At 42.2% G+C, this 19,296-nt stretch carries 22 protein-coding genes; 21 read left to right on the top strand and 1 reads right to left on the bottom strand.

Going from position 1 to position 19,296, the window contains the following annotated elements; translation table 11 throughout:
- Nucleotides 1-3 precede the first annotated feature (3 nt).
- The 14 genes from C6Y03_RS09135 (at nt 4) to ypjB (ending at nt 12,666) form a co-directional block, all read left to right on the top strand.
- Nucleotides 4-663, top strand: coding sequence for a phosphoribosylanthranilate isomerase (locus C6Y03_RS09135; RefSeq protein ID WP_106036827.1), 660 nt, complete (start codon nt 4-6; stop codon nt 661-663).
- On the top strand, nt 644-1,843 hold the full coding sequence (gene trpB, locus C6Y03_RS09130; RefSeq protein ID WP_034661059.1) for a tryptophan synthase subunit beta: 1,200 nt from the start codon (nt 644-646) through the stop codon (nt 1,841-1,843). Before C6Y03_RS09135 ends, trpB begins: the two co-directional genes overlap by 20 nt.
- On the top strand, nt 1,840-2,643 hold the full coding sequence (gene trpA, locus C6Y03_RS09125; RefSeq protein ID WP_095285333.1) for a tryptophan synthase subunit alpha: 804 nt from the start codon (nt 1,840-1,842) through the stop codon (nt 2,641-2,643). The genes trpB and trpA overlap by 4 nt, the downstream gene beginning before the upstream one ends.
- A 10-nt stretch (nt 2,644-2,653) precedes the next feature.
- Nucleotides 2,654-3,751, top strand: coding sequence for a histidinol-phosphate transaminase (gene hisC, locus C6Y03_RS09120; protein WP_034661979.1), 1,098 nt, complete (start codon nt 2,654-2,656; stop codon nt 3,749-3,751).
- 115 nt (nt 3,752-3,866) lie between these two features.
- Nucleotides 3,867-4,982: a prephenate dehydrogenase gene (locus C6Y03_RS09115; protein ID WP_034661976.1), complete on the top strand. Its 1,116-nt coding sequence runs from the start codon at nt 3,867-3,869 to the stop codon at nt 4,980-4,982.
- 10 nt (nt 4,983-4,992) lie between these two features.
- A complete protein-coding gene (gene aroA, locus C6Y03_RS09110; protein WP_060596737.1) occupies nt 4,993-6,279 on the top strand; it encodes a 3-phosphoshikimate 1-carboxyvinyltransferase in 1,287 nt (428 codons plus the stop codon).
- Between the two features lie 290 nt (nt 6,280-6,569).
- Nucleotides 6,570-7,841, top strand: coding sequence for a tetratricopeptide repeat protein (locus C6Y03_RS09105; RefSeq protein WP_106031058.1), 1,272 nt, complete (start codon nt 6,570-6,572; stop codon nt 7,839-7,841).
- A gap of 75 nt (nt 7,842-7,916) precedes the next feature.
- Nucleotides 7,917-8,456, top strand: coding sequence for a ReoY family proteolytic degradation factor (locus C6Y03_RS09100; RefSeq protein WP_008344562.1), 540 nt, complete (start codon nt 7,917-7,919; stop codon nt 8,454-8,456).
- Between the two features lie 61 nt (nt 8,457-8,517).
- Nucleotides 8,518-8,964: a YpiF family protein gene (locus C6Y03_RS09095; protein ID WP_034661055.1), complete on the top strand. Its 447-nt coding sequence runs from the start codon at nt 8,518-8,520 to the stop codon at nt 8,962-8,964.
- A gap of 144 nt (nt 8,965-9,108) precedes the next feature.
- The gene (locus tag C6Y03_RS09090) at nt 9,109-9,615 is read left to right on the top strand and encodes a ubiquinol-cytochrome c reductase iron-sulfur subunit (protein ID WP_007500911.1); all 507 of its coding nucleotides are present in this window, start codon (nt 9,109-9,111) and stop codon (nt 9,613-9,615) included.
- 2 nt (nt 9,616-9,617) lie between these two features.
- Entirely contained in the window at nt 9,618-10,292 is a 675-nt protein-coding gene (gene qcrB, locus C6Y03_RS09085; protein ID WP_003215804.1) for a menaquinol-cytochrome c reductase cytochrome b subunit, read from the top strand.
- Between the two features lie 43 nt (nt 10,293-10,335).
- Nucleotides 10,336-11,103 (top strand): menaquinol-cytochrome c reductase cytochrome b/c subunit, encoded by a 768-nt coding sequence (locus C6Y03_RS09080; RefSeq protein WP_003215888.1) that lies wholly within the window; start codon nt 10,336-10,338, stop codon nt 11,101-11,103.
- 100 nt (nt 11,104-11,203) lie between these two features.
- Nucleotides 11,204-11,797, top strand: coding sequence for a lipoprotein heptaprenylglyceryl N-acetyltransferase LhaT (lhaT, locus tag C6Y03_RS09075; protein WP_106031059.1), 594 nt, complete (start codon nt 11,204-11,206; stop codon nt 11,795-11,797).
- Between the two features lie 65 nt (nt 11,798-11,862).
- Complete coding sequence (gene ypjB, locus C6Y03_RS09070; RefSeq protein WP_066030732.1) at nt 11,863-12,666, top strand: sporulation protein YpjB; 804 nt, start codon at nt 11,863-11,865, stop codon at nt 12,664-12,666.
- 31 nt (nt 12,667-12,697) lie between these two features.
- Here the strand turns inward: ypjB and C6Y03_RS09065 are convergent, their stop codons facing one another.
- Nucleotides 12,698-13,570: a YitT family protein gene (locus C6Y03_RS09065; RefSeq protein WP_003215598.1), complete on the bottom strand. Its 873-nt coding sequence runs from the start codon at nt 13,568-13,570 to the stop codon at nt 12,698-12,700.
- A 137-nt stretch (nt 13,571-13,707) separates the two neighbouring features.
- Here C6Y03_RS09065 and C6Y03_RS09060 point away from each other — a divergent pair, with 137 nt between their 5' ends.
- Genes C6Y03_RS09060 through C6Y03_RS09030 form a run of 7 tightly spaced genes read left to right on the top strand, consistent with a single transcriptional unit; the run spans nt 13,708 to nt 19,279 of the window.
- Nucleotides 13,708-14,043 carry a nucleotide pyrophosphohydrolase gene (locus C6Y03_RS09060; protein ID WP_003215805.1) on the top strand — a complete coding sequence of 112 codons (336 nt, stop codon included), beginning with the start codon at nt 13,708-13,710 and terminating at the stop codon, nt 14,041-14,043.
- 5 nt (nt 14,044-14,048) lie between these two features.
- On the top strand, nt 14,049-14,852 hold the full coding sequence (gene dapB / locus C6Y03_RS09055; RefSeq protein WP_058014826.1) for a 4-hydroxy-tetrahydrodipicolinate reductase: 804 nt from the start codon (nt 14,049-14,051) through the stop codon (nt 14,850-14,852).
- A gap of 17 nt (nt 14,853-14,869) precedes the next feature.
- The gene (mgsA, locus tag C6Y03_RS09050; RefSeq protein ID WP_012010363.1) at nt 14,870-15,289 is read left to right on the top strand and encodes a methylglyoxal synthase; all 420 of its coding nucleotides are present in this window, start codon (nt 14,870-14,872) and stop codon (nt 15,287-15,289) included.
- Nucleotides 15,276-15,980, top strand: a complete 705-nt coding sequence (gene bshB1 / locus C6Y03_RS09045; RefSeq protein WP_106039207.1) for a bacillithiol biosynthesis deacetylase BshB1 — start codon at nt 15,276-15,278, stop codon at nt 15,978-15,980. The genes mgsA and bshB1 overlap by 14 nt, the downstream gene beginning before the upstream one ends.
- A 2-nt stretch (nt 15,981-15,982) precedes the next feature.
- Nucleotides 15,983-17,128, top strand: a complete 1,146-nt coding sequence (bshA, locus tag C6Y03_RS09040; protein WP_106039206.1) for an N-acetyl-alpha-D-glucosaminyl L-malate synthase BshA — start codon at nt 15,983-15,985, stop codon at nt 17,126-17,128.
- Nucleotides 17,121-18,323 carry a CCA tRNA nucleotidyltransferase gene (locus C6Y03_RS09035; protein WP_106039205.1) on the top strand — a complete coding sequence of 401 codons (1,203 nt, stop codon included), beginning with the start codon at nt 17,121-17,123 and terminating at the stop codon, nt 18,321-18,323. Before bshA ends, C6Y03_RS09035 begins: the two co-directional genes overlap by 8 nt.
- Entirely contained in the window at nt 18,296-19,279 is a 984-nt protein-coding gene (locus C6Y03_RS09030) for a biotin--[acetyl-CoA-carboxylase] ligase (protein ID WP_034661046.1), read from the top strand. Before C6Y03_RS09035 ends, C6Y03_RS09030 begins: the two co-directional genes overlap by 28 nt.
- Nucleotides 19,280-19,296 lie beyond the last annotated feature (17 nt).

Here is a 19,296-nt window from a genome sequence, read left to right as displayed (position 1 = left end):
ACGATGAAGCCTTTTTTAAAATATTGCGGAGCGGTCTCACTAGAAGATGTAGAATGCATTGCGCAATCTCAAGCAGATGCGATCGGGTTTATTTTTGCTCCAAGTAAAAGACAAGTCGATCCAGAACAAGTGAAACAATGGCTCACCGAGTCGCAGTGTGAGAAAGAGATTACGGGTGTATTTGTAAATGAAAACATCCAAAAAGTGTGTGACATCACAAAGCATATTCCTTTAGATATCGTGCAGCTGCATGGAGATGAAACACGAGAGGATGCAAAAGAAATAAAACAACAAACAGGAGCGATTGTGTGGAAAGTCTTTCACCACGAGCCCGATGTAAAAGAAACACTCGATAAAATGACGGCATTTGCGCCGTTTGTCGATGGCTTCCTCATTGATGCGAAAGTAAAAGGGATGAGAGGTGGTTCTGGCACAGCTTTTACATGGGAAGCGGTACCTGTATACATTCAGCAGGCAAAACGACTGGAGAAAACATGCATCATTGCAGGCGGAATAACACCAGAAACGCTGCCAGAGCTGCTTGCCTATGGCCCAAAAGCGATCGATCTTTCAAGCGGCATAGAAGAAAACGGGAATAAAAGCAGCGCTAAGATCAAAGCGCTCGAAGAAAGGATGTTAAACGATGTACGCATATCCAAATGAGCTTGGCAGATATGGAGAATTTGGAGGGAAATTTGTTCCTGAGACGCTCATGCAGCCGCTCGAAGAAATCGAACAAGCATTTAACGAATTAAAAGAAGACCCTGCTTTTGAGCAAGAGTATCTTTCCCTTTTGCAAAACTATTCAGGCAGACCGACTGCGCTGACATATGCTGATCAATTGTCAGCATACCTCGGCGGCGCAAAAATCTATTTAAAAAGAGAAGATTTAAACCATACAGGCGCTCATAAAATCAACAATGCACTTGGGCAGGCCCTGCTCGCAAAAAAAATGGGGAAATCGAACATCATTGCGGAAACAGGCGCAGGACAGCACGGAGTAGCAGCTGCAACGGTGGCCGCAAAATTTGGATTATCCTGCACAGTATTTATGGGAAAAGAGGATGTGGAAAGACAATCACTCAATGTATTCCGAATGAAGCTCCTTGGCGCTGAGGTTATACCTGTCACAAGCGGGAACGGCACATTAAAAGATGCAACCAACGAAGCGATTCGTTACTGGGTCCAGCACTGCAGTGATCATTTCTATATGATCGGCTCAGTTGTAGGACCTCACCCGTATCCCCAAATCGTCAGTGAGTTCCAACGGATGATTGGTGATGAAGCAAAAGAGCAGATACTTAAAAAAGAAGGCAGGCTCCCACATAAAGTCATTGCTTGTGTCGGCGGCGGAAGTAATGCCATTGGAATGTACCGAGCGTTTTTAGATGAAGAGATTGATATTATTGGTGTAGAAGCCGCTGGAAAAGGAATCGATACGCCGCTTCATGCAGCAACCATTACGAAGGGGACAAAAGGGGTCATTCATGGATCTTTGACATATTTAATCCAAGACGAATTTGGCCAAATTATTGAGCCCTATTCCATTTCAGCTGGTTTAGATTATCCTGGGATCGGGCCAGAGCACGCATATTTACATGCGAGCGGCCGGGTTCAATATGTGAGTGCTACAGATCAAGAAGCACTGGATGCGCTAAAGCTGCTGACGGAAAAGGAAGGAATCCTGCCAGCGATTGAATCAGCACATGCTTTAGCCAAGGCGTTTGAGATGAGCAGGACGATGAATGAAGATGAAATCGTCCTTGTCTGCCTGTCAGGAAGAGGAGATAAGGATGTGCATACATTAATGAATGTGCTTGAAAGTGAGGGCAAAACCAAATGATCACATTTCAATTAGAGCAAGGCGAGAAGTTATTCATCCCATTTATCACGGCAGGAGATCCGTCAGAAGAAGTCACGATTGATTTAGCTGTGTCCCTTCAAGCAGCCGGTGCACATGCGATTGAACTAGGTGTCCCTTATTCCGACCCGCTAGCGGACGGTCCTGTCATTCAAAGAGCCTCCAAAAGAGCTCTAAATCATGGCATGAATATCGTAAAAGCGATAGAATTAGCAGGGAAGATGAAAAAAAATGGTGTAAAAATTCCTGTAATTCTATTTACGTATTATAATCCTGTGTTACAATTAGACACAGAATACTTTTTCGCTTTACTGCGCAAAAATCATATTTCGGGACTCTTAACACCCGACTTGCCGTTTGAAGAGAGCAGTGAGCTGCAAAAGAACTGTCAAACTTATGACATTTCATATATTTCGCTCGTTGCACCAACCAGCAAGGAACGATTAGTAAACATTGTAGAGCAGGCAGAAGGTTTTGTGTATTGTGTTTCATCTCTTGGTGTAACAGGTGTCAGACAAACCTTTGACGAATCGATTACTGATTTTATTCAACAAGTGAAACAGCTGAGTCACATACCGGTTGCGGTCGGTTTTGGCATCTCAACAAGAGAGCAGGTAGACTCAATGAATAAACTGAGTGACGGTGTCGTTGTAGGCAGTGCACTTGTGAAAAAAATTGAAGAACTTCAAGATCAATTGTTAGCAAGTGATACACGTCAAGAAGCTTTAAGAGAATTTGAAACCTATGCAAAAACATTTAGTCCCCTCTATTCATTCAAATGAGGTGAAACTTTTGCAAATCAAAGATCAATTAAAACAACTAAAACCGTATCAGCCTGGGAAACCAATTGAAGAGGTCAAAAAAGAATATCAATTAGACAAGATTGTGAAATTGGCTTCAAATGAAAACCCTTTTGGATGTTCCTTACATGCAAGAGAGGCGATACAAGCTGAGCTCGAACATTTAGCGATCTATCCAGATGGATACAGCGCAAGTTTAAGAACGGAGCTTGCTGAGTTTCTTCAAGTAAATGAAAAACAATTAATATTCGGGAATGGCTCAGATGAACTTGTGCAAATTATTGCTAGGGCATTCCTTGACCAACATACAAATACCGTCATCCCAGCTCCATCTTTTCCGCAATACCGTCACAATGCCGTCATTGAGCAGGCAGAGATTCGAGAGGTGCCGCTTTTAGACGGAGGAGCTCACGATCTGAAGGGCATGCTGGATGCGATTGATGAGAACACGAAGGTCGTCTGGGTATGCAACCCGAATAACCCGACGGGAAATCATTTGTCAGAATCTGAGCTTGTGGCGTTTTTAGACCAAGTACCAGCTCATGTGCTTGTTGTACTAGATGAAGCATATGTCGAATACGTTCGTGCGGAAGACTTTCCGAACAGCTTATCTTTATTACATTCCTATCAAAATGTCATCGTACTCCGAACGTTTTCAAAAGCGTATGGACTGGCTGCACTTCGAGTAGGCTATGGCATTGCGTCAGAAGAGTTGATTACTGCGATTGAACCAGCGAGAGAGCCGTTTAATACGAGTCGTATCGCTCAGGCAGCTGCACGTGCAGCGATAAAAGATCAGGATTTCATTCAATCTTGCAGACAGAAAAATGAAGCAGGTCTCAAGCAATATCAAGAATTTGCTGACCGTTTTGGACTTTTTATTTATCCGTCTCAAACAAACTTCGTGCTGATTGATTTTAAGAGAGATGCAGATGAATTATTCAATGCATTATTGAAAAAAGGCTACATTGTTCGTTCTGGTAAAGCACTTGGTTTTCCGACTTCTTTACGTATTACGGTCGGAACAATGGAGCAAAATGCAGAAATTCTAAGTACACTTGCCGATTTAATGCAAGGCATTCGTGCGTAGCATAACCATAAAGTCATATCCTAAGGCAGGATATGGCTTTCATTGTACCAACCTCATATACATATAAGCTGTTGAAATGGCTTTTTTAATTTTCGTGAAAAAACAGGTGATGAACATGAATGATGCAAACGAAACAATATTAATCGCTGGACTTGGTTTAATTGGAGGTTCCATCGCACTGTCGATTAAAAAAGAGTATCCCCATAAAAAAATTGTAGGATACGATGTGTCCAAAGAACAAATGGTTGCGGCAACAAAGCTGGGTATCATTGATTTAGCAGCTGATTCATTTGCGGCAGGTTTGGATGAATCTGCGACTATTATATTGGCAACACCAGTTCAGCAAACAGTCAAGATGCTTCGTGATATTGCAAACTCTGGAATTGAGAGAGAGCTCACAATTACCGATGTTGGCAGCACAAAGCAAAAGGTCGTCCATTTTGCTGAAAAAACGCTTCCTAAGCACTACCAATTTATTGGTGGACATCCGATGGCAGGCTCTCATAAGTCAGGAGTCATTGCAGCGAAAGACTTTTTATTTGAAAATGCATTCTACATTTTAACGCCGGCAAAGGAAACAAATCGCCAGGCTGTTGATCGTTTGAAGGACTTGTTAAAGGGGACAAATGCTCATTTCATTGAGATGACTCCAGAAGAACATGATGGTGTAACAAGTGTGATTAGTCATTTCCCTCATATTGTTGCAGCCAGCCTTGTGCATCAAGCACATCATTTTGAAGAACAATTCCCACTTGTCAAACGGTTTGCTGCTGGAGGCTTTCGTGACATTACACGTATTGCTTCAAGCAATCCTGCAATGTGGCGAGATATCCTTCTGCACAACAAAAACAAGATTTTAGACCGGTTCCATGAATGGAAAAAAGAGATCGACCGCATTGAGACCTTTGTACAGCAAGAAGACGCTGAAGGCTTGTTCTCTTATTTTCAAGAGGCAAAGGAATATCGCGATGGACTTCCTCTAAGGAAAAAAGGTGCCATTCCTGCTTTTTATGACCTTTATGTGGATGTTCCAGATCACCCTGGGGTCATTTCGGAGATTACAGGGCATTTAGCAAATGAAAACATCAGTATTACGAATATCCGTATTATTGAAACGCGAGAAGACATTAATGGGATTTTGCGCATTAGTTTTCAAACAGATGACGACCGTAAGCGTGCAGAGATCTGTATAAAAAATAGAGCGAATTACGATACATTTTATGCTGACTGAGGTGACAAACATGAAAATTCATAAAAATGCTCCTATGAATGGAGTCATTCATATTCCAGGTGATAAATCCATTTCTCATAGATCAGTGATGTTTGGTGCAATTGCTGATGGGACTACAGTGGTGAAAAACTTTCTTCCTGGAGCCGATTGTTTAAGTACGATTGATTGCTTTAGAAAGATGGGCGTTGAAATTGAACAAAAAGGGACAGATGTTGTGATCCACGGTAAGGGACTGAAAGAGCTCAAGGAGCCGTCTGACGTCCTCGATGTTGGGAATTCTGGTACAACCATTCGATTAATGATGGGAATATTAGCTGGTTGTGAGTTTCACAGTACACTGATCGGTGATGAGAGTATTGCTAAAAGACCAATGCAACGAGTAACAGGTCCACTTAAACAACTGGGAGCGAAAATAGATGGCAGAGCAAACGGCGAGTATACGCCACTGTCTATTCGTGGCGGTCATTTAAAAGGTATCTCATATGAGTCTCCGGTGGCAAGTGCCCAAATTAAGTCCGCTGTCCTTTTAGCGGGGCTTCAAGCAGAGGGAACAACAACATTAACTGAACCGCATAAATCAAGAGATCATACAGAAAGAATGCTCTCTATGTTTGGTGTAAAACTAGACGAAGATGAACAAAGTGTTTCCATTGAAGGCGGTCAAACATTAAAAGCAACAGATATATTTGTTCCTGGAGACATCTCTTCAGCTGCATTTTTCCTTGTTGCTGGATCTATTGTTCCTAACAGCCGGATTGTGTTAAAAAATGTCGGGCTAAACAAAACAAGAACGGGTATTATCGATGTACTGAAACAAATGGGTGCGAATCTTGAGATCAAAGAAGTAGATGCAAAAGACGGAGAACCGTATGGTGATTTAACGATTTCAACCTCTTCATTAAAAGGAATTGAAATTTCTGGTGACATGATTTCAAGACTCATCGACGAAATCCCGATTATAGCGCTTCTAGCGACACAAGCAGAAGGAACAACGATTATTAAAGATGCTGCTGAGTTAAAAGTAAAAGAGACCAATCGAATTGATACCGTCGTGTCAGAACTTAAAAAACTCGGTGCTGAAATTGAAGCAACTGATGATGGTATGAAGATTCATGGTAAAACCACACTTAAAGGCGGCGCTATCGTGTCAAGCTACGGAGATCACCGAATCGGTATGATGCTGGGGGTTGCTGCTTGCATCACAAAGCAAGCTGTTGAGATTGAAGATACAGATGCTGTTCGTGTATCATACCCGAATTTCTTTGAACACATTGAATACTTAACCAAAACAGTCTGAGGATGTCCTCAGGCTTTTTCTTTCCTTATGCATATTTGTAAGAAATATAGCATAGCTTGTCTCAAGATGAAACCTGGAAAAAAATCATTTTATCCGATAAAAAAATGAATTTCAGGTGCTTGCAGTTTACAAAACTTCCGTTTCGTAAAGGATGAAATGAAAAACAGTCTTTAAAACAAAAAAATGGGTTCATTTTAAAAGAGCAACATATTTGCTGGATGAGTACCTGTCGATTATGATATGAAGTAACAATAGTTTAGGTTTTTGGAAACAGAAAGGAACGGTTTGATTTGAATAGTTCATTACAAGAAGCCATAAAATTAGTTGAGGCGGGTGAGACTGAAAAAGGACTCCAAACACTTGCTCAGGCAGAAAAGCATTTGCATGATGAAGAAAAGGCGCAGGCAGCTCAGTTATATTATGATTGGGGAGATATCGATAAAGCGCGGAATCTCATCAGTGATTTACATGATTTATATCCAGAGGAAACAGGGTTAACATGTTTTTATGCAGAGCTACTGATTGACTCTGATGAAGAAGAAAAGGCGATTTCGGTATTAGAGACGATTCCTGAAGATGATGATGCGTATCCAGAGAGTTTATTGTTAATGGCAGATTTGTATCAAATGCAAGGACTATTTGAAGTCAGTGAACAAAAACTCTTAAAAGCGAAAGAACTGCTTCCAAATGAAGCCATCATTGATTTTGCGTTAGGTGAATTGTATTTTTCACAAGGTCTTTCAAAGAAAGCCGCCGACTATTTCTACAAAGTCGCAGATCAACAACATGAGGTTGGCGGCGTCAATGTTTACCAGAGACTCGCTGAATCACTCAGCACCGCTGGAGAATTTGAAGATGCGCTTGAATGGTACGAAAAGGCAGTAAAAGATCAAACAGACCCGAATACACTTTTTGGCTACGGATTTACAGCGATGAGGGCCGGCAGAACGAAAACAGCCATTCAGCAGCTTTCAGAACTAAAAGATATTGATCCGTCTTATTCGTCTCTTTATATGCCTTTAGCGAAAAGTTATGAGGAAGAAGGACTATATCAGGAGGCTTTAGAGGTAGTAAAAGAGGGTATTAAAATTGATGAGTATAACAAAGAATTATATTTATATGGTGCAAAGATTGACTTGAAAAATGGGGATTCAGAAGATGCGAAAAAGCTGCTTCAAGAAGCACTTGCTCTTGATCCGGGATATATTGAAGCGGTTCAAACATTGCTCGCGATCTATTTAAATGAAGAGCTTTTTGATGAAATCCTGGATGTCATTAAAGAGGTTAAAAGCTTTGGGGAAGATGATCCAAAATGGAATTGGTATGCTGCATCTGCTTCTGTTGGACGAGAGGAATACAAAGAAGCAGCCGATTACTTCAAGCTGGCTCTGCCTGATTTTGATGAGGAGCGTGACTTTTTATATGAATACGCTTCGTTCCTTTTAGAAGAAGGCAGACAAAAAGAAGCATTGCCGCTATTACGCAAAGTTCTTCAGAAAGATGGCACGAATGAAGAAATCGAAGAAACGATTTTAAGAATTGAAGACGAAATTTCCTTATAGTTTGCAGGAATGAAGAACTGGTTTGTTGAATAATTCATGTATAGCAATTTAATTTACGATAGAGGAGGGAATAACATGCAGACCCCTGTTTCTGTCAATGAAAAGAAGGAATTCATCCGGTGGTTTTTAAACCATTATCAGCTAAAACGAAGAGAGTGTGTTTGGATATTAAATTATTTAATGAGTCACGACTCTTTGATGGAAAAGGTTCATTTTGTAGAGCAAGCAGAATTTTGCCCAAGGGGAATCATTATGTCAACACACTGTGTGGATGAAGTTCCCTTTAGATTTTATAAAGAAAACATCATGACGACAGATGCTGAAAAGTCATTTCATGATATTCGTTTGAATAAACAGCAAGATTTGTTTATTCAATTGAATTTCCGTTCTGCTTATCGTTCGCCGGAATATGCAGCTGTGCTTGAAACAAATCCTCATATTCCAAAGGATCTTTATGAGAACGAAAAAGATAAGGATCTTGCGGAGAAAGTGCTTGAACACTCGATCGCAACGTTCCAAAAAGAACGGCTTATGAAAGAGATAGATGAGGCACTTGACCGTCATGATCAAGAAACATTTAATAAGTTAGCAAAAGAATTAAGCCTATTGTCATAAACTGAACGAATAAGCCTTGCCCTATACAGGCAGGGCTTATGTCATGAAAGAGGGGAAATTGATGAAGTTTCAAGCGGAGGATGCGGATCGCTTTTTGCAATCTAAAGATTACATTGATACCGCTATCATTCCAATAGTTGGAATAGATGCGAATCAAATCAAACAAACTGTATCTTTAGGTGAGTTTACCATTCTTGTAGCAGAGGAACTTGAAAGGCAGCTGAAAGGGCGGGTCTTTCTTTTTCCACCACATACATATGTAGAGATCAATGATCGAAAACTAGAAGACATCTTTACGATGAAGCAGTCGCTAGAAGATCATTTTCAGCATGTCGTGTTGATCTCATCTGATCATCAATGGAAAGAGCATGCGGCGGTTAGTGAAGCGCTATTTTTGTTAAAGCCGGTTCCGCTCGAGCATTTAAAGGTAGAATTAAAGCAAAAAATCGTTCAAGACAGTGTAGAACAAATTTTGAACTTTTTGTTACAAAAGTGGAACCCTTCATAAAAACCCTTACATTTGCATTGTACATAGCTTTTTAGGCTGTTGACCTTGTGAATAGATTGATATATTATGAGGGTGTCCTAGTTTTATGAAATTTTTTCTAATTCAGTTATAAAGTAGCTGACGACCTGAGGGGGGGAGAAAAAAATGAGCGAGAAGAGACATGGAGTGTCCAGGCGTCAATTTTTGAATTACACGTTGACCGGCGTGGGGGGATTTATGGCCGCTGGAATGCTCATGCCTATGGTTCGCTTTGCGCTTGACCCTGTGCTAAAAGGAACAGAGGATCAGGATATGGTTCAAGTTGTCAGTGTAGATGAACTGACGAAGGAACCGAAGCGCTTTGACTTTAAAATTGATCAAGTAGATGCATGGTATGAGTCAAAGGAATCTAGGTCAGCATGGGTGTACAAAGAAGGGGATGAAATTGTCGCTTTATCGCCAATCTGTAAACATTTAGGATGTACAGTGAACTGGAACAGTGATCCGAAAAATCCAAACAAATTTTTCTGCCCATGCCACTATGGGCTGTACGACAAGGATGGTACAAACGTACCCGGAACTCCACCGCTTGCACCGCTTGACCATTATAAGCAGCAAGTGAAGGACGGATACCTCTATCTTGGAAAAGCTGTGCCGAAAGGGGAAGGGTAACGATGCTTAACAAGATTTATGATTGGGTAGATGAGCGGCTAGACATTACACCAATATGGAGAGATATTGCGGATCATGAGGTGCCAGAGCATGTCAATCCAGCACATCATTTCTCCGCTTTTGTGTACTGTTTTGGCGGTTTAACGTTTTTTGTGACAGTCATTCAAGTCCTTTCGGGCATGTTTTTAACGATGTATTATGTGCCGGATATTAAAAATGCCTGGGAATCTGTCTATTATTTGCAAAATGAAGTGGCATTTGGTCAGATTGTCAGAGGGATGCACCACTGGGGTGCGAGTCTAGTCATTGTCATGATGTTTTTACATACGCTAAGGGTCTTTTTCCAAGGGGCGTATAAAAAGCCTAGAGAGCTGAACTGGATTGTTGGTGTGCTCATTTTCTTTGTGATGCTTGGACTTGGTTTTACAGGATATCTCTTGCCATGGGATATGAAGGCGCTATTTGCGACGAAGGTTGGTCTTCAAATTGCAGAAGCCACACCATTCATTGGAAAAGAGATCAAAACGCTGCTTGCAGGTCATCCTGACATTGTAGGGGCACAAACGCTGACGAGATTTTTCGCTATCCATGTCTTTTTCTTGCCAGCGGCATTATTTGGGCTGATGGCTGCCCACTTTATTATGATTCGTAAGCAAGGAATTTCTGGACCGCTATAAAAAAAGTTGCGTTTGATGAATGTTCAATGAGGAGGGGATGACTTTGCATAGGGGAAAAGGGATGAAGTTTGTCGGAGACTCCAGAATTCCGGCAGAAAGAAAACCTAACATACCTAAAGACTATTCCGAATATCCGGGAAAAACAGAAGCCTTTTGGCCGAACTTTCTTTTAAAGGAATGGCTTGTAGGTGCCGTTTTTTTAATTGGATTTCTTGTCCTAACTGTTGTTCATGCACCTCCGCTTGAGCGGATGGCTGATCCAACAGATACCGGCTATATTCCGCTGCCAGACTGGTATTTCCTATTCTTGTACCAGTTATTAAAATATGAATTTGCTGCAGGAGGCTATACAGTAGTTGGCGCGATGATTATGCCTGGAATTGCGTTTGGTGCACTTTTGCTCGCACCATTTCTTGATTCTGGTCCTGAACGCAGACCGTATAGAAGACCGGTTGCAGTGGGGATGATGATCCTTGCAGTCGGCGCAGCAACATATTTAACGTGGGAGTCTGTTGCTACTCATGATTGGGAAGCAGCGGCGAAGCAAGGTGAAATTAAGAAAGAAGCAGAGATTGATACCTCAGCGGAAGAGTATAAAATTTATCAGGAGCAGACATGTATCTCCTGTCACGGGGATAACATGCAGGGCGGAGCAGCCGGACCGTCACTTGTTGACAACGGTCTTGCACCTGAGGAGATAGCTAAAATCGCTGTTGAAGGAAAAGGCAACATGCCTAAGGGTATCTTTAAAGGTAGCGATGAAGAACTTGAAAAGCTTTCTAAATATTTATCTGAAGTCAAATCTAAATAATTCAGTTGTTTAAAAGCAAGTACAAGGATATACTCAAAAGAGAAAAAGCTGGCGCTGTCAGCTTTTTTCTGATTTTAACAGATCGTGAGTGAAGAGACGTATGAGATGGATTCAATATCTGCTAGCCACGCGCTACATGCTTGTGCTAGTCCTGATGATCAATTTCCTTGGCACTGTGTACGGCTACTATTGGTATATTCCTCAGCTTGTAGAGACGCCGGCTATCTTTTTAGCTTTTGTTCCAGACAGCCCAACGGCAAGCTTTTTCTTTTTATTTGTACTACTTGCGTTTTTGATGAAACGAAACGCTCCTTATTTTGAAGCACTTGCCCTTGTGACCTTGATTAAGTACGGGTTATGGGCTGTAGGAATGAATATCTTTGTGCTTTTATCTGTTGATGACTTTCCGTGGGAAGGATACATGCTGATTGGGTCTCACTTTGCGATGGCGGTTCAAGCTGTATTGTTTGCACCGTATTATCGTTTTAAAATGCGTCATTTGGTGATAGCCGGCATATGGATTTTACATAACGATGTGATTGATTATGTATTTGGTATGATGCCGCGTTATTCTATGCTGTCTGCCTATTCAAACGAGATCGGCTATGTCACGTTTTGGTTAAGTATTGCCGTTCTTCTTGTTTCGTATTATCTCGTCCTATCGAAAAAATCGGTCAAGCTTGAACTCCCTTAACAATATTGGTCTAACCTTGTCCTTTTCTTCATACGCTGTATGGAGAAGGGCTAGGAGGGACTTGCATGAAACGAAAGCCAATCGCGATGATTCTATTATTTTTTCTCGTATTACAGCCATCTGTTGCCAAAGGCGAGGAAACAGCCGCTAACGTGCTGCAAGAATTAACGGAACTATCAGATTCAATCTTTCAATTAACGAGACAAGCTAAATATGATGAGGCGTTACAGGTCGCATTGTATGTTGAAAAGACATTTAAAGCTGAGAATTGGCGTGGTACTCTGACAAATACGCAGATTCGGCAAATTACACTTGGCTATCAAGATATTATAAAAGGGCTGCCGCAGGAAGAATTGAATGAGCGCGAAAAGCTTCGTTATGCCTCTCAGTTTAGAATGCTGCTTGATGCGATCCAGTCAGACTCTGAGCCTCTTTGGGGTTCGCTGGAGAAGCCCATTATGGGGTCTTTTCCTACTTTGAAAAAAGAAGTGAAGGATCCGGAGTCGACGACGTTTTATGAAACTTGGAATGAGCTGGTTTCTTTATACGATATGATATACCCTAGTTTAACCATTGATATTTCGCCTGAAAAGCTGCAAACGATTAAGCAGCATATGGAAGTGATTGAGCAAGGTGAATTTTTAAAAGCATCAAGTGGAACAAAGCTTGAGCGTCTCACGAAGCTCGAAGAGGATTTATCGAGTGTGTTTGCTCACGTCGATCAAGATGAAGCTGATCCATCGCTTTTATGGGTCATTTTAACAACAGGGAGTATCATTTTATTAACGTTAACGTATGTTGGGTTTCGGAAATACCGTGCTGAAAAAGAGAAGAAGCAAAAGCGTCAGGCTGATTATCCGAAATCATAAAAAAAGAAGCACCATTTTTGGGCTTCTTTTTTTAATGCGGATTAAGCGGCTTTTTGTGTTCATCTAATGTGAAGCCTTCACCAAGCACATCATGCACGTCACTGACAGATACAAATGCATGAGGATCGACTGAGGTCACGACGCTTTTGAGATGGACAAGCTCGTTTTTCGGGACGACGCAATAAAGGACGTTGCGCTCCTGTTTTGTATAGGAACCAACCCCTTTTAAAATGGTCACACCGCGCTCCATTTCCTCTGTGATTTTCTTTTGAATGATGTCATCTTTTTCAGAGATAATCATGGCGCCTTTGGCTGCGTAAGCGCCTTCTTGCATGAAGTCAATGACCTTTGCGGCAACAAACACTGCGACGAGTGTATACATGGCTTCTTTGTAATTTAAATAAGTAAGAGAAATCGTAATGACACATGCGTCGAAGATGAACATTGTTCGTCCCATGGCCACCTGATAATGCTTGTTGATGAGTCTTGCGATGATGTCCACGCCGCCGGTTGTACCGCCGAACTTAAAGATGATCCCGAGGCCTGTTCCGATAAACACACCAGCAAAGAGCGCGGCTAGCGCCAAATCGTGCTGGAGAGGCATATGTATTTGAAAGCGCTGGAAGATGGCAAGAAAGACAGAAAGACTGACGGTTCCTACAATTGTATAAGTAAACATGGTTCTGCCGAGCATTTTCCAGCCGATAAAAAAGATCGGAATGTTTAAGACAAGGTTTGAAATGGATGGATCAATGTGGAATAGAAAATATAAAAGCAGTGTAATACCTGTAAATCCGCCTTCCGCCAAATTGTTCTGCATATTAAAATGAACAAGACCGAAAGAAAAAATCGCAGATCCTATTAAAATAAATACGATATTTTTAAGACGAATTTCTTTTAGCAAGAGACCACTCCTTTTTTTGCTTAGACAGCGATAATATTATATGGTATGGGAGAGAAACAAGCAAACTGAGTCTTAAACATTTGTCAAATATTTATGATTTCGCTAACATGTAAGAGATGGATAGGAGGATGAGCTTCATGACGAATGAAAAAACGCTGCGTCACGTGCAGCAAGAAGTAGATGATTACATAGGACAATTTAAAGAAGGCTATTTCAGCCCGCTTGCCATGATGGCCCGTCTGACAGAAGAATTAGGCGAGCTAGCAAGAGAGGTTAACCATTACTATGGAGAAAAGCCGAAAAAAACAACGGAAACAGAAAAAAGCATGGAAGAAGAAATTGGCGATGTTTTGTTTGTGTTAACATGCCTCGCTAATTCACTAGATATATCACTAGAGGAAGCACACGATCGTGTGATGCATAAATTCAATACAAGAGACAAAGACCGCTGGACAAAAAAAGAAGGGAAGTAGAGACGATGACGAACCAAACCATCAAAGTAGTAATCGCTGGAGCAAGAGGAAGAATGGGGATAGAGGCTGTGAAGCTGGCAGAAGAAACGAGCCATTTTGAGCTTGTGGCAGCCCTTGATCACGCGCACGAAGGAAAAAAATTATCTGATGTGATTCATACGACATCTGAGGCGCCAATTTACACAGATATTGATGTGTGTCTTTCAGAGACAGCACCTGATGTATTAATTGATTTGACGACACCAGAAATCGGGAAAGTACATACAAAAAAGGCCCTTGAACATGGCGTCCGTCCAGTCGTAGGAACCACTGGATTTTCTGAAGCTGACCTGAAAGAGCTACAGCAATTAACAGAAGAAAAGGGCATAGGCTGTATTATTGCGCCAAACTTTGCTGTCGGTGCGGTCTTAATGATGAAGTTTGCCAAAATGGCAGCGAATTACTTTCCTGACGTTGAAATCATTGAGCTTCACCATGATAAAAAACTAGATGCTCCGAGCGGTACAGGGCTTAAAACAGCTGAAATGATTGCAGAAGTCAGAGAAAGCAAAAAGCAGGGACATCCAGAAGAGAAAGAATTAATCGAAGGTGCACGAGGCGCAGATTATGACGGTATCCGTCTGCACAGCGTAAGACTTCCGGGTATGATTGCACATCAAGAAGTACTGTTTGGAATGGACGGACAGACGCTCACAATTCGCCATGATTCTTATAACCGTGCATCATTTATGTCAGGTGTGAAGCTTTCAGTTGAACAGGTCATGCACATTGATCAGCTCGTCTATGGTTTAGAAAATATCATCGACTAATAAGGAGTGGATTCCTGATGAACATTGCTTTAATCGCTCACGATAAGAAAAAAAGTGACATGATCCAATTTGCCATTGCGTACCGTGATATATTGGCAGATCATACACTTTACGCAACAGGGACAACAGGTTTGAGAGTGAAAGAAGCGACGGGGCTTCCCATTCATCGTTTCCAGTCAGGACCACTTGGAGGAGATCAGCAGATTGGTGCTTTAATTGCTGATAATGCAATGGATCTTGTGCTCTTTTTTAGAGACCCGCTTACCGCGCAGCCGCATGAACCGGATGTATCTGCACTCATTCGGCTTTGTGATGTGTATACCATTCCACTAGCCACCAATATGGGGACCGCTGAAATTTTAGTCAGGAATTTAAATAAAGGCACGTTTGATTTTCGAGATGTAGCAAAAAACGGAGGAACAAATGAAACGACTTGATATCCTTGCATTCGGTGCCCACAGCGATGATGTTGAGATCGGTATGGGCGGAACGATTGCAAAATACGTAAAAAAAGGGGCGCGTGTCGGGATTTGCGACTTGACCCAGGCCGAATTATCTTCGAATGGAACGGTAGAGAGCCGTAAAGAGGAAGCAAAAGCTGCTGCCGCCATTTTAGGTGTGCCAACGCGAATCCAGCTCACACTGCCAGACAGAGGACTTTATCTAAATGACGAAGCGATGAAGGACATTGCAGGCGTGATTCGAACATACAAGCCAAAACTGATTTTTGCTCCGCATCACCAAGATCGGCATCCAGATCATGGTCATGCGGGCTCACTTGTAGAAGAGGCTGCTTTTTCGGCAGGTATACATAAATTTGAAGATTCATACAAGCAGCCAGCGCATAAAATAAGTCAGATGTATTATTACATGATTAACGGCCATCATCGTCCAGATTTTGTGATTGATATTTCTGAGGAAATGCACCAAAAAATTGATAGCTTGCAGGCGTATAAAAGTCAATTTGTTAAATCGGCGAATTCAGTTGAGACACCTCTTGTGAACGGTTATATTGATTTTGTCAAAATGAGAGAGTCTATGTATGGAAGGGAAGTCAATAAAGCTTATGCAGAAGGGTTTATCACAAAGAAACCACTTTTGATAGATGACGACTTACTTGGGGGGTAATTATGAAAAAACTGAAGGTCGGAATCACTTGTTATCCAAGTGTCGGCGGCTCGGGCATTATTGCTACGGAACTTGGAAAACGTTTAGCTGAAAAAGGGCACGATGTTCATTTCATTACCTCAAGTATTCCGTTTAGGCTCAATAAAGTGTATCCGAATATTTATTTTCATGAGGTGGATGTCAATCAATATGCTGTTTTTCAATATCCGCCTTATGACCTTGCATTAGCAAGTAAATTGGCAGAAGTCGCAAAACGAGAGAAGCTTGATATTATTCACGCGCATTATGCGGTTCCGCACGCCGTCTGTGCGTTCTTAGCGAAGCAGATGACGGGACACTCTGTGAAAGTCGTCACGACGCTTCACGGGACGGATATTACGGTATTAGGCTATGATCCATCACTAAAGGAAGTCATTCGATTTGCGATCGAATCATCAGACCGGGTAACGGCGGTGTCGCATTCATTAGCTGCGCAGACGTACGACCTCATCAAACCAAATAAAAAGATCGAGACGATCCATAATTTTGTCGATGAACGGGTGTATTTGCGCGAAGATCACGAAGTGCTAAAGACACATTATGGTCTTTTACCGGACGATAAGGTCGTCATCCATGTATCAAATTTTCGAAAGGTCAAACGGGTGCATGATGTCGTTCATGTGTTTAAAAAGATCTCAGAACAGGTGCAGGCAAAGCTGCTGCTCATCGGTGATGGTCCTGAAAAATCGGTCGTATGCGAACTCGTGAAAAAACTGGGGCTGACAGACCGCGTGTTATTTTTAGGAAAGCAAGAGAAAGTAGAAGAGCTGTATTCCATCAGTGATTTGAAGCTGCTTCTTTCTGAGAAAGAGAGCTTCGGACTTGTGCTTCTTGAGGCGATGGCATGCGGTGTCCCATGTATTGGGACTGATGTTGGCGGGATTCCAGAGGTCATTACACATGGAGAAACAGGTTTCCTTGTCCCGCTCGGCGATATAGACGCGGCAGCTAAACACGCAGTCTCTATACTCAAAGACAAAGCGCTTCATGAACAAGTGTCTGCGTCGGCTCAGTCTAGTGTTCAGGGCCATTTCTCTTCTGAAAAAATTGTGAGTGAATATGAAAAGCTTTACCTAGAATTGATCGAAGGTGATGATGAACATGAATGAACCATTCACACATGCGATCCCTATTTTACATACACTGCACGAACATGGGCATCAGGCTTACTTTGTCGGCGGAGCAGTGAGAGATGTCCTTTTAGGCAGGGAAATCGGCGACATCGATATAGCAACAGATGCAACGCCTGATACGGTCGAATCCTTATTTGAAAAAACAGTTGATGTTGGCAAAGAGCATGGCACTGTCATCGTGTTACATGATGGGGTCAGCTATGAGGTGACGACGTTTCGAACTGAATCAGAATATGAAGATTTTCGCAGACCGAAAGAAGTGGCGTTTATCACATCATTGAAGGAAGATCTTTTAAGAAGAGATTTAACGATCAATGCGATGGCCATGGATATAAATGGGGAGATCATTGACCATGTAGGGGGCAAACAGGATATTGAGCGGAAACGAATTCAAACCGTAGGAGATCCTGCGTGCCGCTTTCAGGAAGACGCGCTTCGTATGATGAGAGCGGTCCGTTTTTTAAGCCAGCTTGGCTTTGAGCTCGCTGCAGAAACGGCTGAAGCGATGAAAAAAGATAAGCACCTGCTTGCCAACATATCAGTTGAACGCAAAAAGATTGAAATGGAGAAGCTTTTAAAAGGCCGTTATTGTGAGCGGGCGATTAAGGTGCTCATTTCTACCAAATTGTATGAAGAATTGCCGGGTCTCAAAAAGGATGGTCTGCAAGAATCCTTTCAATCATTTCCGTATTATTTACTGGATGGACTAGAAGAAGTATGGGGGGCTGTTATCCATTTGCTTGGCTTAGATGAAGCGGAGGCTGTGCTCTTCTTAAAAGAATGGAAGCTGTCAACAAAGCTTTTGAAAGACGCGGTGGCGATTAGCCAATACGTCGATTGTGACTGGGATGCGGAGAAGATGTTTGAGGCTGGTGAACACGTGCTCTTATCTAGCTTGAAGATCTCACAGCTAAAACACGAGCGTCGCATTTTCTTTGACGAGCTTGAGGCAGCGAAGCGTTCTTATGATGCCCTGCCGATTAAAACGCTTCAAGACCTCGCTGTTTCAGGAAAAGATTTAATGGCCTTTCGGCAAAAGACATCAGGAAAATGGATCGCAGAAGAGCTCGATTTGGTGAAAAAAGCCGTTCTGCAAAATCATTTGGAAAACCGAAAAGAAGCCATAGAGGAGTGGCTTACAGCATGCGATCAGCAATTAGAAAACGATTAATCGAACTATTTACAGCATCAAGTGAGGACTTTGTCTCAAGTCAGCAAATATGTGATGAGCTTGGCTGTTCTCGAACGGCTGTCTGGAAGCATATAGAGGGCCTCAGAAAAGAGGGCTATGAGGTAGAAGCCGTCAGAAGAAAGGGGTACCGCCTGCTTCGTAAACCGGACAAAATTAGTGAGGATGAAATTCTGTTTGGTCTAGAAACAGAGAGCTTTGGCAGGCACATTTATTTTCAGAAAGAAGTCGCCTCCACACAGCTGATTGCCCATGATCTTGTAAATGAAGGTGCGCCCCACGGTACGCTCGTTGTCAGTGATCATCAGACAAATGGGAAAGGCCGCCTTCAAAGAACGTGGCATTCACCAAATGGGACAGGCATCTGGATGAGTCTCGTTCTACGGCCTGAAATTCCGCTGCACAAAGCGCCGCAGATGACACTTTTAGCATCTGTAGCCATCGCAGAAGCCATTGCAGAGCAAACAGGACTCAGTCCATCCATTAAATGGCCAAACGATATTTTGTTAAACGGGAAAAAGGTCGTTGGCATTCTGACTGAATTAAAAGCAGAGGCGGACCAGGTTCATGCGGTGATTATTGGCCCGGGCATTAATGTGAACCAAACGGCTGATGACTTTCCGGATGAACTAAAGGATGTCGCCACGAGCCTGCGAATGGAACTGAATGAAAAAGTGGACCGTGCTGCCCTCATACAACAGATCATGTCCACCTTTGAAAAAAGGTATGACGATTATATGAAGCATGGATTTACACCGATTAAACAATTATGGGAATCGTTTGCGATGACGATCGGTCAGCATATTGTTGCCCGCACCGTCAATGGGCAATACACTGGAAAAGCGCTCGGAATCAATGAAGAAGGTGTTTTATTGCTTGAAACGGAGGAAGGTATTCAAAAAATCTACTCCGCAGACATCGAGATAAAGTCAACTTAAGTGGAACACCCGGCACA

The organism is Bacillus sp. LNXM65 (genome assembly GCF_002998575.1).
In the GTDB taxonomy this organism is placed as follows: Bacteria; Bacillota; Bacilli; order Bacillales; family Bacillaceae; genus Bacillus.
The sequence above is the reverse complement of the archived record's forward strand: the minus strand, read 5'-3'. Positions and strand labels throughout refer to the sequence as shown.

What these genes read in the sequence shown, in the direction of transcription:
- C6Y03_RS09135 (WP_106036827.1), top strand. Translation starts at nt 4, where the DNA reads ATGAAGCCTTTTTTAAAATATTGCGGAGCGGTCTCACTAGAAGATGTA.
- trpB (WP_034661059.1), top strand. Translation starts at nt 644, where the DNA reads ATGTACGCATATCCAAATGAGCTTGGCAGATATGGAGAATTTGGAGGG.
- trpA (WP_095285333.1), top strand. Translation starts at nt 1,840, where the DNA reads ATGATCACATTTCAATTAGAGCAAGGCGAGAAGTTATTCATCCCATTT.
- C6Y03_RS09115 (WP_034661976.1), top strand. Translation starts at nt 3,867, where the DNA reads ATGAATGATGCAAACGAAACAATATTAATCGCTGGACTTGGTTTAATT.
- aroA (WP_060596737.1), top strand. Translation starts at nt 4,993, where the DNA reads ATGAAAATTCATAAAAATGCTCCTATGAATGGAGTCATTCATATTCCA.
- C6Y03_RS09100 (WP_008344562.1), top strand. Translation starts at nt 7,917, where the DNA reads ATGCAGACCCCTGTTTCTGTCAATGAAAAGAAGGAATTCATCCGGTGG.
- C6Y03_RS09095 (WP_034661055.1), top strand. Translation starts at nt 8,518, where the DNA reads ATGAAGTTTCAAGCGGAGGATGCGGATCGCTTTTTGCAATCTAAAGAT.
- C6Y03_RS09090 (WP_007500911.1), top strand. Translation starts at nt 9,109, where the DNA reads ATGAGCGAGAAGAGACATGGAGTGTCCAGGCGTCAATTTTTGAATTAC.
- qcrB (WP_003215804.1), top strand. Translation starts at nt 9,618, where the DNA reads ATGCTTAACAAGATTTATGATTGGGTAGATGAGCGGCTAGACATTACA.
- lhaT (WP_106031059.1), top strand. Translation starts at nt 11,204, where the DNA reads ATGAGATGGATTCAATATCTGCTAGCCACGCGCTACATGCTTGTGCTA.
- ypjB (WP_066030732.1), top strand. Translation starts at nt 11,863, where the DNA reads ATGAAACGAAAGCCAATCGCGATGATTCTATTATTTTTTCTCGTATTA.
- C6Y03_RS09060 (WP_003215805.1), top strand. Translation starts at nt 13,708, where the DNA reads ATGACGAATGAAAAAACGCTGCGTCACGTGCAGCAAGAAGTAGATGAT.
- dapB (WP_058014826.1), top strand. Translation starts at nt 14,049, where the DNA reads ATGACGAACCAAACCATCAAAGTAGTAATCGCTGGAGCAAGAGGAAGA.
- mgsA (WP_012010363.1), top strand. Translation starts at nt 14,870, where the DNA reads ATGAACATTGCTTTAATCGCTCACGATAAGAAAAAAAGTGACATGATC.
- bshB1 (WP_106039207.1), top strand. Translation starts at nt 15,276, where the DNA reads ATGAAACGACTTGATATCCTTGCATTCGGTGCCCACAGCGATGATGTT.
- bshA (WP_106039206.1), top strand. Translation starts at nt 15,983, where the DNA reads ATGAAAAAACTGAAGGTCGGAATCACTTGTTATCCAAGTGTCGGCGGC.
- C6Y03_RS09035 (WP_106039205.1), top strand. Translation starts at nt 17,121, where the DNA reads ATGAATGAACCATTCACACATGCGATCCCTATTTTACATACACTGCAC.
- C6Y03_RS09030 (WP_034661046.1), top strand. Translation starts at nt 18,296, where the DNA reads ATGCGATCAGCAATTAGAAAACGATTAATCGAACTATTTACAGCATCA.